Origin of the sequence: Salinibacillus xinjiangensis, from assembly GCF_009649735.1 — a bacterium.
Lineage (GTDB): Bacteria > Bacillota > Bacilli > Bacillales > Alkalibacillaceae > Salinibacillus > Salinibacillus xinjiangensis.
This window is the reverse complement of record NZ_WJNH01000019.1, coordinates 16,271-28,169: the sequence shown is the minus strand read 5'-3', so window position 1 is coordinate 28,169 and position 11,899 is coordinate 16,271. Positions and strand designations below refer to the sequence as shown.

Here is an 11,899-nt window from a genome sequence, read left to right as displayed (position 1 = left end):
ATGATCATGTAGTAGTTTCAATAGGGTTAGCTGGGTTTGAGATCCAATCACTCCAGCTACCTACATATAGCTTCACATTGGGTAGTTGAGCTTCCCATAAACCTATGACATTAGGAGTAGCTGTAACGCCTGAACCACAATAAACGATGATTTCCTCATAGTTAACGAGTCCTTCAAAATGTTTTTTCAAGTCACTAGATTCCTTCCAATAGCCTTTCTCAGTAAATAAATTCACCCAGTCATAATGCTCAGCCCCAGGAATGTGGCCAGCTTTTGCGTCGATAGGTTCACGGTTTCCTGCATATCGTTCAAAGGACCTAGAATCAATGAGTGCAGTATTAGGATTCGTACGATTTTCCTTCACATATTGTTGGTTAACTGCTAGATTTGTCTGGATAGTAGGTTGAAAATCCCCTTTTTCTTTAGCCTTTGTTTCGGTTTCAGTTGGATAACCTTGGTCCACCCACTCTTGGTAACCTCTATTTATTACATAGGTTTTTTCATGCCCTAAATAGGTCATCAACCAACAAAAGCGACTTGCAAATGGGTGGCCTTGATCATAGGCAATCACAGTTGTGTCATTTGATATGCCTGCGTTTTGCACCTTTTGAACAAACTGCTTAATATCTGGTAGCGGGTGCCTTCCCCCTGTGCTTCTCACCTCACTGCTTAAATCCTGATCTAAATCAAAATAGACTGCACCTGGTAAGTGATCCGTTTCAAATTCCTGTTTTCCTTTGAGTGGATCCTTTAAATCAAAACGACAGTCTACAAAAATAACGTCTTCTCCCGTTTGCCACTTTTTGTAGGCCCAAGTGGCGTCTTTTATAAACTTCATTTTTTCTCCTCCCCCTTATTAAGTACTTACTCTTTCCCCAATGCCTTTAATGCTCTTTCCTCCAGCGGTATTCGAATTGACATTAAAGCAGCGTGTAAAATTGGAAATACGATAGCTGCTATATATGCGTGGAACAACAATGAAATGACGAAAAATTCCAGCCCAACAATGACATAATTCGGGTGCCGAACGTATTTGTAAGGACCTCTTTTGATCAACTCCACCCCAGGTATCACGATAATTTTGGTGTTCCAAAAGCGTCCAAGCGAGACCAGACACCAAACTCGAACCCATTGCAGCAATACAAAGGCCGTTAAAAAAAACCCATTAACAGAACCTGTCATTTGGTGACGCCAATTCGCCTCTAAAATGATAGCCGACAAGAAGGCTGTATGGGTCAACACAATCCAACGATAATGACCCTCTTTCACAATTTTGGCTCCATTTTGTTTCATCCAAATTTCATTTCGTTTCGCAATCAGAAGCTCTACCATTCTTTGCATTATGACGACGCACCATAGAGAAAGATAAATCATGATTTTTTCCACTCCAACATGACGATTTCTGAGCTGAATCCAGGTCCTAACGCGGTAAGCAAACTTTTCGTTCCTGTTGGTGGGCTTGATTCCATTGCCTCTTTTAACACGTATAAGACTGTAGGAGATGACATGTTTCCATGCTCTTCAAGAATCTTATAGGAATAGCGAAACTTTTCCTTTTTCGCTTCTAAAATCCTCTCCATAGCCTGCAATACTTTGGTCCCACCAGGATGTGCAGTCAAAAAGGGAAAGTCTGTTGTTTGATGTTGACTTTCCTGTAAAAAATCCTGTAGGTGTTCATACCAAAAGGTTTCAACTAACCTTGGAATGCTTTTGGCGAAAATGACATGAAAACCACTATTTTGAATATCCCATCCCATGACATCAAGTGCACCCTTTTTCGTTCGAGAGCTCGTTTTCATAATGTGAGGCCCTGTATGTTTAAGCCGATCCTGTAGCGGGCTTTGATCGCCCATGATTAAGGTGCAAGAAACTCCATCTCCAAACAAAGCAGAGCCGATAAAATTACTTTTTCGCCGATCATGCTTTTGAAAGGCTAAGCTACAAAACTCTAAATTAATGAGTAAAGTGTTTTTGTCAGGGTGAGCCAAAAGCCATTCTGATGCCCTTGCCAAGCCTGAAGCACCACCGGCACATCCAAGTCCCCACAAGGGAATCCGTGTAGTATATTCAGAAAAGGGCAATTCATTGATGAGATGTGCATCTATGGACGGTGTTGCAATTCCTGTGCTAGAAGCGAAGATGATGCAATCAATTTCTCGTGGTGAAACCTGTTCGTTTAAAAACTTGCTGTTATGTAAACAATCTTCGACGGCTTCTATGGTATATGGAATCGCTTCTTCAAGGTACTTTTGGTTGCGCTCGGCTAAGGTGTGAGCCTCTTTAAACCAATCAATCGGAACTACCATTTGTCTTTCCTTTATAAAAGCATGATCAAATACGGGTAATAGTCGTTCCAGTTGCTCAGAATCACGAGGAAAGATTTCACGGATTAATTCCTTTGCCTCTTCTTGAGGAATGCGATAGCGGGGTATTCCAACACCAACAGATGCAATCACAGGCATCAAGCATCATCCCTTTTTTCGCCTTAGCATCCCACCCCACTACCAGATTATTCACCCTTTACCCCTTTAAAGCGACGGGGGACAGACCCCAACTTCGCTAATGCGTTAAAGGGTTAAAATCCGTAGATGGTCATTCCGCCGTCCACAAACAAGGTTTGTCCAGTCATATAGTCGCTCGCTTCTGTGGCCAGAAATACGGCTGTACCTGCTAACTCTTTTAGCTCTCCAATTCGTTTTAGTGGTGTTTGGGCCAATATATCATTTACATAGTCTTCATCCTGCAATAATTTTTCCGTTAGGGCTGTTGGGAAGTACCATGGACCAATAGCATTGACTCGTATCCCATGCTTTCCCCACTCTAGTGCCAAGGTTTTGGTCATTTGTATTAAGGCTGCCTTTGTCATGGCATACACAACCCCTGTTCGTAGGGCTACATGACCTCCAACAGACGACATATTGATGATCTTTCCATAGCCCGAGGATTTCATTTTCTTCGCGGCATATTGAGAAAAGAAAAAAGCACTTTTCATATTGGTTTGTACAATTTGATTCCATTCTTCTTCGGTCACCTTTTCCGCTTCACTACGGATATTCATGCCGGCATTGTTGACCCATACGTCAATTGTTTTATCTTTGTACTGTTCTTCAATTTTTCCGATGATCTCTTCATATTTTTGAACGTCCCCTGCTACCGTAAAGACCTTGGTTCCCCTTGCTTCAAGTTCTTCTTTAAGTGATTCCAAATCGCTTTCTGTTCTGGATACGAGAATCAATTCTGCTCCAGCCTCTGCATATGCAATCGAAATGGCTCGTCCAATTCCTTTCGTCGCACCTGTAATTGCAGCTACCTTCCCCTTTAAATCAAATGATGGTAAATAAGATTCCATTCTTTAAAACCCCCTCTTTATGTATGTTCAGTAACCCTTTCATTGTACCATTTCCCACCAACACTTTAACACTTTAAAGGATGTGGGGTCTGACCCCACATCCTTTAAAGTGTTAAAGCAATTCTTATTTATGAACAAAATTAGTCGGTAAAATGAACAATTTGTGAATCCTCTTTGGATTATCTATCCAAATACATAGCTTATTAGTACTATGATATTGTAATCATTCTTATGAAAGGGGATGAAGGTTTTATGAGCAAACAATCCGCTCTAAAACAAAGCTCTGCACATGATGTTCATGAGGTTGAGGATATAGAAACTCACGAAGAACCGAACTTAAAGGGCACATTTGCTGCTGTTATGTTCATCGGAGTATTTATCGTCGTTTCATGGATAGGTGTTTATGCACTTTACATGTATCGTTAAAAACTTAATTGGTTAGGGGGACCAAGCTATGCATGTGCATAAGTATGAAAAAATCTGGCTGACTTTTGGTATCGGATCTCTACTCGTATTTCTTATTGTTTTAGGATGGGGAGCCTTCTACCAAGGTACACAGCCACCAAGTTGTTTAGTAACATTAAATCCACAAAACGTTCAAGCGCACAACTCCTTTAAGGAGGAAAATTTAGGAGTACAGCAGGTTGGAGAAAATGAATACGTCGTCAACGTATTAGCTAGTGCTTTTAATTATGATTTAGGAAAGGACGAAGAAGGTGCACCTGTTAAAAAAATCCGTATTCCAGCAGGGGCAAATGTTACCTTCCAAGCTACAACATCTGATGTTGTGCACGGTTTCCATCTATCTGGAACCAACGTCAACATGATGCTAGAACCAGGCTACATCAGTGATTATGAAACTACTTTAGATAACCCCGGAGAATACACACTCGTCTGTAATGAGTACTGTGGTGTAGGTCACCACATGATGTCAGCAATCGTGGAGGTGTATGAATAATGTTAAAAAACAAAATTCCAAAACCAGAATCTAAAATCGCGATGGCCCATATGTACGTTGCATTTATAGCTCTATTAGTTGGGGGATTAATGGGTCTTTTACAAACATTTGTGAGATCTGGTGAATTTACACTTCCATTTGGGATTGGCTACTATCAAATCTTAACTGTTCATGGTGTTGTTTTAGGCTTGGTATTAACTACTTTCTTCATTATCGGGTTCCAATATGCGTTAATGAGTAAAAGTGTTGGCATGTCAAAAGGTCATAGAAAATGGGCCTGGATTGGCTATATTGTTACATTAGCCGGTACAATCATGGCTGCTACCATGATTTTATTAGGGGAAGCTAATGTCCTTTATACCTTTTACGCACCTTTACAAGCACATCCACTTTACTACATTGGATTAGCATTATTCGTAGTCGGTACATGGATTGCTTGTTTCATAAACTTTAATCAGCTCTATCAATGGAAAAAACAAGATCCAGGTGAAAAGTCACCATTAATGGCTTTCATGGTTGTTATTAATATGCTCATCTGGTTCATTAGTACATTAGGTGTTGCTTCCACTGTACTATTCCAATTCATTCCGTGGTCACTCGGAATGGTAGATGAAATTAATGTGCTTGTAAGTCGTACCCTCTTCTGGTACTTTGGACATCCACTTGTATATTTCTGGTTACTACCTGCTTATATGGCATGGTATACCATTATTCCAAAAATTATCGGTGGAAAAATCTTTAGTGATGGCTTAGCAAGATTAGCTTTTCTCTTGTTCCTACTTTTCTCCATTCCAGTTGGTTTTCACCACCAGCTAACAGAGCCTGGTATTGATCCATTCTGGAAGTATATTCAGGTTATCTTAACCTTTATGGTTGCCATTCCATCTCTTCTTACTGCATTCTCAATGTTTGCAAGCTTTGAAATGGCAGGAAGAGCTAAAGGACATAAAGGATTATTCAAATGGTTTAAAGGACTTCCATGGAAAGATGTTCGTTTCCTAGCACCATTTATCGGAATGGTTGCCTTTATTCCAGGTGGTGCAGGTGGTTTGATCAACGCATCGAACCAACTAAATGGTGTTATTCACAATACCATCTGGGTAACAGGACATTTCCATCTAACTGTTGCAACAACGGTTATGCTAACGTTCTTTGGACTATCTTATTGGCTAATCCCTCACCTAAAGGGACGTACATTAACACCAAAGCTTAATAAACTCGGACTTATTCAAACATGGGTATGGACAATTGGTATGTCTATTATGTCTGGCTCCATGCACATTCAAGGCCTATTAGGCGCACCAAGACGTTCAGCTTTCTCTACTTATGGCGGAAGTGAGCAAGCACAAGAATGGGTTGGATACCAAATTGCACAAGCTGTAGGAGGATCCATTCTCTTTATCGGGATTATCTTAATGGTTTATATTTTCTTTAAACTATCTTTCGGTACGCCAAAAGGTGATCAAGAGTTTCCAGTTGCAGAATATGCAGATGTTAACGAAAGAACACCAATGGTCTTTGAAAACTGGAAGCTATGGATTGGAATTGCAGCAGTTTTAATTCTGTTTGCTTATACCATTCCATTTATTGATATCATTCAAAATTCACCTCCTGGTTCACCAGGATTCCAGTTCCCAATTGGAAGAGGATAACAAAAAAAGGGGCTAGCACACATCTCGTGCTAGCCCCTTCTATTCCCTTTTTACCACTTATAAATATCCTTGTATTTTTCCTCTAGATAATTAACCAAATAATCCGCGTTTAAACCTTCACCTGTCACATCCAGCAAAATCTCTAAAGGCTTCTTCGTCTTCCCGTATTGATGTACGTTGTCTTTTAACCATTCTTTAATTTTATTTAACTCCCCATTTTCAATTGCCTGGCTAACATCAAATTGCTCGTTCATCGCATTGTGCAGCTGTGCACCATACATATAGCCAAGGGCGTAGGAAGGGAAATAACCAAAGGCACCGCCAGCCCAATGAACATCCTGTAAGACCCCTTCACCATCATTTTCCGGACGAATACCTAAATATTCCTCCATCTTATCATTCCATAGCTTCGGCAAGTCCTTGACCTCAATCTCCTGATTAATCAAGCCCTTCTCCAGCTCATAACGAATCATGATATGAAGTGGATAAGTCATCTCATCGGCTTCGATTCGAATAAAGGATGGCTTCACTTCATTCACAGCACGATAAAACTCCTCTTTGGAAAGCTCGCCAATCTCTTTTGGAGCATATTCCTTTAGCTTCTCAAAATAGCGCTCCCAGAAGGCTCGACTACGTGCAACATAGGTCTCCCAGAATAAGGATTGTGATTCATGAATGCCGTTTGATGTACCCGTTGCGAGTGGTGTATCGATTAAAGACTCATCCAAATTTTGCTCATACAAGGCGTGCCCACCTTCATGGATCGTTCCAAACACTGCCATCCGAAAGTCATGCTCATCGTAGCGTGTAGTAACACGAACATCATTTGGATTTAAAGCAATCATAAACGGATGAACCGTATCATCCAAGCGGCCCGCCTCAAAGTCATAGCCCATTTCCTTAAGGATTTCAAGGCTAAACGCTTCTTGTTTTTCCTTAGCAAAAGGAACAAGAATATTTGACGTGTCAGGCTTGTGATTGGATTGCTCAACCTTTTCAATAAGTGGTGTTAAAGCATCCCTTAGAGCTGGGAAAACCTTGTCTAAGGTTGCAACTGTCATACCCGGTTCAAAATTATCAAGTAAAGCATCGTAAATGTTTTCTTTATATCCCCAATAATTAGCAAACTTTATATTATATTCTACTAATTTCTCTAAATACGGGCGAAACATTTCAAAATCGGACTTCTCTCTAGCCTCTTCCCATACTGATTCTGCCTCTGATTGTAAAATCACATACTTTTTGAACTCGTCTTCAGGAATTTTGGCATTTAATTCATATTCTCTTTCACTTTCTAAAACAGACTTTTGGATAATTTCATCGTCTGTATTGTCCTTTAACTGATCAATAAAGGCTTTCATTTGATCGGAAGTAGACAGCTGATGAACCTTTTGTGAAAGCATTCCAATGGTTTCAGAACGCTGTTTGACACCCTTTTTAGGTGCCTTTGTGCGCAGGTCCCAATACATAACACTAATCGCTTCATTGTAAGATTGGATTTCTTTCAAATAATCCAAAAATTGTTGCTCAGTTTGCGTATAGCTTTTAGACAAATTGTTCAACCCCTTAATATTTCTATATATGTTCTGAATCTATTATAACGTTTTATTCCCTTTTCTGCTTGTAAGAACTAGTAGAAAATGAAAATCCTTCCACGAGTTACTCGTTTGACTTTGCATCCACTTCAACTGCCCCATCATAAAATTCACTGAACACATCTGCAAATGCCTTAGCTGTATTCTTTAATTCCTCTTCGGTATTATCTATTCCACCAACTTCTATTAAGATAGCTTTTTCTGAAATATTTTGGTTGTAAACACCATTTCCATCGTATTTATCCTTCACGAATATCCCACGGCTAATGCCTGGATATTTCTCTTCAAGCTTTGTATTTAACTTTTTCATGAATTCGCGATTTTTCTGATAGTCTTTGTGCTCTTTCCCAACAATAAAATATAATCTTGCATAGCTTTTACCGTTTATTTTCTTGGTCGTAACATCCCTACCTGCTGCATCACGGTGCACATCAATAAAGTACTCTAGCTCATTATGTTTGGTTGTAGCGGTTTCTAATATATCTTTAGAGGCTTTATATGAATCAGACCATTGTAATCCTTTAGCATTTAATGCCTTAGCAATATTGGTTTGGTCATGAATAGTTGGTATACCGTGTTGTTCTAGTTCCTTAGAAATCATAGAGCCCACATGCAGTATATTTTCTTTTGGATCAACGCTGGAGGAATCACTAGGTTTTTCAGCATCCTCATCCATTAAAGGACGAAACGCCTCCCAACTATGACTGTGATAAATAAATACCGATGCGTTTTTCGGTTGATCCTTTGGCTCCTCAGGCTCTTCCTTAGGCGTAGATTCCTCATCCTTTAACAATTCATCAAAATCAGGCGGGGGTGACTCAATCGGTAACGTCGAATAATCCGTCCCTTCCCCAGCCACATAGATTTCGGTGCTATACCGATCAAAGCCAGGTAGACCTTTTCCTAGTATCGTTGATAATTCAGTCGGTTTAATCCCAGTTGTAATTTCAAAGGCTAATGTTGAAAGGGATGGTAGCTCGATTCTAGATTCAAATGAATGCTCAAGTTCAGGCATCTCAGTACTCATTGCCGTTAACAGCATATTAGTAATCGATTCTGAACTCGTCATTTGCTCTATCGAATTTAGATGAAATACTTTATTTTGAAATACTGGTAATGATAGTAGACTAATCACCAAAATAAACGCTAATAAAAATATATAAAACCTCATCAGTAAAGGGCGTATTTGACGATCCATGGGCTTCTTTCGGTTCAAGACTTTGTTTTTCATTTTCCACTTCATAGCTTTACCCTCCTCTACTAGTAAACCTATGATAGGAAATAAAATAATAGAATCACACTTTTGGTAATTTCTAAGAATAGGAGTATTAACATACAGGAAAGGTATCAGCTTTGTTCCATTTTCTCAAAGCTGATACCTTTCTACATACTATTTCTCTCTTTTCCCAAAGTACTGATAATAATCGGTCCGAATAAATCCATTATAAGGCTTACGTTTCTTCGTTTCTTTTTCCCATATATTTTTTCAAAATCCTCATAGGAAGTTAAAATTTAAACACTCCAGCTTGGATGCTGTTCTATAATCGAGCATAGGTCTTTTAAATACCAAAATATTCTTTTTCAGTATTAGTATATCAGTTATGAAAATGATTAAAGCCCCTCTACAAAAATAGAAGGGCTTTTTTAAATTTTAATATCGTTACAAAAGAACTAAAACTTAAACAAGATTAATATTTATTAATAAATGCGTTTAATTCATCTTTTCTAGCACCATTAAAAGTATTTAATGCCCATTCACGGTATTCACTATATTCACTATCTGAGTTCATATTATTAAACTCATTAATAATCTCGTCCTCTAATTTATCATAATCAGAAGAAATAATAGATGGAATAGCTACAAACTTATATTCATTATCTACTTCTATAAAACTCCCACTGGCTTGAGCATAACCTAATACTTCTCCATTTGGTTTAATAACCTCATATCCAAATGCAAACTTCACTAAATCATCAATCTGGTGATATGCAAATAAATTTTCATCAAACTTAAAACTATACCCATCCTCTTTAGCACTTACCGGATTGTACCCAAGGTCGACTTTACTATATTCCTCTTTTTGTGTTTCACTATAAAAATTAATATCAGACACATTACCTGTAAAAATGTTCTCAAACAAACCTACAACAGCTTGTTCAACTTCTTCGGTGTTATCACTCGTAATATCCTCTTTTTCTTGATTGACGACCTCTTCTTGATGTACTTCTGATTCTTGATTTTCCTCTTCTTGTGTAGTGCTTTCTTCATCATTACTACATGCTACTAAATAGATAATTGCAAGAAATAGTACTCCGAGTAATACTTTTTTCATGTTGTAAAATACCTCCAAATTATATGTATTTTAAATTTCTGTTTAATCATACCAAAAACAGGGTCTTTTGGCACCCTTTTTTTAAAGAATATGTTAGTTTTTGTCATGATTAAACCCATTTAGAATGAGTCTAATTATTCATTCTCTTATTCCGCTAATTCCTTTTTCAATTTGTTACTCATGGTGCTCCTGCCTGTTTAACGTTTTTTCCATACACCCGAATAACTGCAAAATAATTTTAACAACAAAAAAGACCACATCCTTTTCCTAATTTATAAAGAAAAGAATCTGGTCAACTTGACAAGATCTAGATAAATATTAAACAATTATTTTAATGCTTGTAACCCTTGATATAATGGGATTCCTACTTTTCTCTTTTCCCAAAGTACTGATAGTAATCCGTCCGAATAAACCCATTATAAAGCTTACGTTTCTTCGTTGCTTTTTTCCCATACATTTTTTCAAAATCCTCATACGAAGTTAAAATATAAACACTCCAGCTTGGATGCTGGTTCATGATTGAACCTAAGTCACGATAAATCTGCTCGACCTCATCTCGTTCTCCTAGGCGTTCACCATAAGGAGGATTTCCGATTAAATATCCATTGGGAACTTTGGGATTTAAGTCTTTAGCCTGCATTTGCTTCCAATGGATTAAATCAACAAGTCCCGCTTCTTGTGCATTGGCTTGGGCAAACTCAATCATACGATGGTCGATATCAAATCCCGATATATCTAATGGCTGGTCGTAATTCGCCTCATCTTCTGCTTCTGTTAAGGCCTCATCCCATATTTTTTGAGGTACAATTGGCCATTCTTCAGCCGCAAATTCCCGGTTAAATCCAGGTGCAATATTTTGACCAATTAGAGCAGCTTCAATTGGTATTGTACCAGAGCCTGTAAAAGGATCGATAAACGGATCATTAGGACGCCAGTTGGTCAGCTGAATGAGAGCTGCAGCTAACGTCTCCTTTAATGGGGCCTCGTTTTGTTTAATTCGGTAGCCCCGTTTATGTAGTCCAGTCCCTGAGGTATCCATTGAAATGGTCGCCCTATCCTTTAGTAAGGCAACCTCTACTCGATAAAATGGACCGTTCTCTGGTAGTCTTCCTACCATGCCATGCTTCTTGGTCATACGATCCACAATTGCTTTTTTGACGATAGCCTGACAATCTGGTACAGAATGGAGCTGGGATTTAACGGATTTCCCTATTACAGGTATTTGTCCATCCTCAGGTATGTAATCCTCCCACGGAAGTGCCTTTGTTCCTTCAAACAGTTCATCGAAGGTTTTTGTTTCAAATTCGCCCATGACTAGCTTTACTCGATCTGCTGTTCTTAGCCATAAATTACTTCTAGCAATACCAAGCGCATCTGTTTTATACATTACTCTTCCATTTTCTACTTCGACATCAGTATACCCTAATGCTTTCACTTCATTTGCTACAACTGACTCTAGTCCAGCAGCAGATGTAGCTATTAACGTAAATGTTTTCACCATTTAAGCGCACCTTCCCTTGCAGCATATAAAAAGCCTTTTCTAAACCATGGAACGCTCGTTTAGAAAAGGCTTCTGTAAGTCATTAAGTATTTGGACCAAATGAATGTTCTGTAAGCCATGTTTTGTACCATCGTACTACAAACGGCGGTCAGGCCTCGTACTCAGGTGGTAATCATCTATCTACAAGCGTTATCCGCTTGTCCCTCCCTTGGTTCATTTCCCGCTAGGAGAGTGCCCCTACCATTATTTGGGTTGCTCACTCGTGGGGTTTACCCGTTCCAGTTCAACTATTTCTAGCTGAAATACGTCTCTGTGGCACTTTCAAGGTACTCATCCCATATCCAGAATGGACGTAGGTGATTTTCCCTGCCGTTAGCCATAAAGGCTACCCTGACTTATGAATTCGTCAGGCACGAACACTACAGACATCGCAGTCTGTGTGAGCATGGACTTTCCTCTGCATGATTCAATCATACAGCGATTACCCGAACATTCATTTTTGTTTTTTCCA

11 protein-coding genes, 1 other RNA gene and 1 pseudogene are annotated in these 11,899 nt (G+C 39.0%); 3 read left to right on the top strand and 10 right to left on the bottom strand.

The features are described from left to right. Nucleotides 1-4: 4 nt before the first annotated feature. From GH754_RS18680 to GH754_RS18665, 4 genes are all read right to left on the bottom strand, one after another. Nucleotides 5-838, bottom strand: a complete 834-nt coding sequence (locus GH754_RS18680) for a sulfurtransferase (RefSeq protein WP_153730173.1) — start codon at nt 836-838, stop codon at nt 5-7. Between the two features lie 26 nt (nt 839-864). Next, nucleotides 865-1,341: an isoprenylcysteine carboxyl methyltransferase family protein gene (locus GH754_RS18675; protein WP_228550311.1), complete on the bottom strand. Its 477-nt coding sequence runs from the start codon at nt 1,339-1,341 to the stop codon at nt 865-867. 29 nt (nt 1,342-1,370) lie between these two features. Then, complete coding sequence (locus GH754_RS18670; RefSeq protein WP_153730171.1) at nt 1,371-2,462, bottom strand: type III polyketide synthase; 1,092 nt, start codon at nt 2,460-2,462, stop codon at nt 1,371-1,373. Nucleotides 2,463-2,575: 113 nt separating this feature from the next. Next, entirely contained in the window at nt 2,576-3,349 is a 774-nt protein-coding gene (locus GH754_RS18665; RefSeq protein ID WP_153730170.1) for an SDR family NAD(P)-dependent oxidoreductase, read from the bottom strand. A 252-nt stretch (nt 3,350-3,601) separates the two neighbouring features. Here GH754_RS18665 and GH754_RS18660 point away from each other — a divergent pair, with 252 nt between their 5' ends. The 3 genes from GH754_RS18660 to GH754_RS18650 are packed head-to-tail and all read left to right on the top strand — an operon-like array spanning nt 3,602 to nt 5,959. Beyond that, on the top strand, nt 3,602-3,775 hold the full coding sequence (locus GH754_RS18660; protein WP_153730169.1) for a cytochrome c oxidase subunit 2A: 174 nt from the start codon (nt 3,602-3,604) through the stop codon (nt 3,773-3,775). Between the two features lie 28 nt (nt 3,776-3,803). Then, a complete protein-coding gene (locus tag GH754_RS18655; RefSeq protein ID WP_153730168.1) occupies nt 3,804-4,307 on the top strand; it encodes a cytochrome c oxidase subunit II in 504 nt (167 codons plus the stop codon). Further along, a complete protein-coding gene (locus GH754_RS18650) occupies nt 4,307-5,959 on the top strand; it encodes a b(o/a)3-type cytochrome-c oxidase subunit 1 (protein ID WP_153730167.1) in 1,653 nt (550 codons plus the stop codon). The genes GH754_RS18655 and GH754_RS18650 overlap by 1 nt, the downstream gene beginning before the upstream one ends. 50 nt (nt 5,960-6,009) lie before the next feature. On the opposite strand, the gene GH754_RS18645 is transcribed toward GH754_RS18650, so the two are convergent. The 6 genes and pseudogenes from GH754_RS18645 to rnpB form a co-directional block, all read right to left on the bottom strand. Beyond that, nucleotides 6,010-7,512 carry a carboxypeptidase M32 gene (locus GH754_RS18645; RefSeq protein ID WP_153730166.1) on the bottom strand — a complete coding sequence of 501 codons (1,503 nt, stop codon included), beginning with the start codon at nt 7,510-7,512 and terminating at the stop codon, nt 6,010-6,012. A gap of 106 nt (nt 7,513-7,618) precedes the next feature. Continuing rightward, nucleotides 7,619-8,797, bottom strand: a complete 1,179-nt coding sequence (gene spoIIP, locus GH754_RS18640; protein ID WP_153730165.1) for a stage II sporulation protein P — start codon at nt 8,795-8,797, stop codon at nt 7,619-7,621. 147 nt (nt 8,798-8,944) lie between these two features. Further along, nucleotides 8,945-9,066: pseudogene (locus GH754_RS18635) on the bottom strand (class I SAM-dependent RNA methyltransferase); the annotation flags it as partial. A gap of 176 nt (nt 9,067-9,242) precedes the next feature. Beyond that, nucleotides 9,243-9,887, bottom strand: coding sequence for a hypothetical protein (locus tag GH754_RS18630; RefSeq protein ID WP_153730164.1), 645 nt, complete (start codon nt 9,885-9,887; stop codon nt 9,243-9,245). A 364-nt stretch (nt 9,888-10,251) separates the two neighbouring features. Continuing rightward, nucleotides 10,252-11,388 (bottom strand): THUMP domain-containing class I SAM-dependent RNA methyltransferase, encoded by a 1,137-nt coding sequence (locus tag GH754_RS18625; protein WP_153730163.1) that lies wholly within the window; start codon nt 11,386-11,388, stop codon nt 10,252-10,254. A 106-nt stretch (nt 11,389-11,494) separates the two neighbouring features. Beyond that, nucleotides 11,495-11,881, bottom strand: an RNA gene (gene rnpB, locus GH754_RS18620) — RNase P RNA component class B. Nucleotides 11,882-11,899: the final 18 nt, after the last annotated feature.

Excerpts from the sequence above, each read along its gene's own strand:
- GH754_RS18680 (WP_153730173.1), bottom strand. The coding sequence starts at position 838 with ATGAAGTTTATAAAAGACGCCACTTGGGCCTACAAAAAGTGGCAAACG.
- GH754_RS18675 (WP_228550311.1), bottom strand. The coding sequence starts at position 1,341 with ATGCAAAGAATGGTAGAGCTTCTGATTGCGAAACGAAATGAAATTTGG.
- GH754_RS18670 (WP_153730171.1), bottom strand. The coding sequence starts at position 2,462 with ATGCCTGTGATTGCATCTGTTGGTGTTGGAATACCCCGCTATCGCATT.
- GH754_RS18665 (WP_153730170.1), bottom strand. The coding sequence starts at position 3,349 with ATGGAATCTTATTTACCATCATTTGATTTAAAGGGGAAGGTAGCTGCA.
- GH754_RS18660 (WP_153730169.1), top strand. The coding sequence starts at position 3,602 with ATGAGCAAACAATCCGCTCTAAAACAAAGCTCTGCACATGATGTTCAT.
- GH754_RS18655 (WP_153730168.1), top strand. The coding sequence starts at position 3,804 with ATGCATGTGCATAAGTATGAAAAAATCTGGCTGACTTTTGGTATCGGA.
- GH754_RS18650 (WP_153730167.1), top strand. The coding sequence starts at position 4,307 with ATGTTAAAAAACAAAATTCCAAAACCAGAATCTAAAATCGCGATGGCC.
- spoIIP (WP_153730165.1), bottom strand. The coding sequence starts at position 8,797 with ATGAAGTGGAAAATGAAAAACAAAGTCTTGAACCGAAAGAAGCCCATG.
- GH754_RS18630 (WP_153730164.1), bottom strand. The coding sequence starts at position 9,887 with ATGAAAAAAGTATTACTCGGAGTACTATTTCTTGCAATTATCTATTTA.
- GH754_RS18625 (WP_153730163.1), bottom strand. The coding sequence starts at position 11,388 with ATGGTGAAAACATTTACGTTAATAGCTACATCTGCTGCTGGACTAGAG.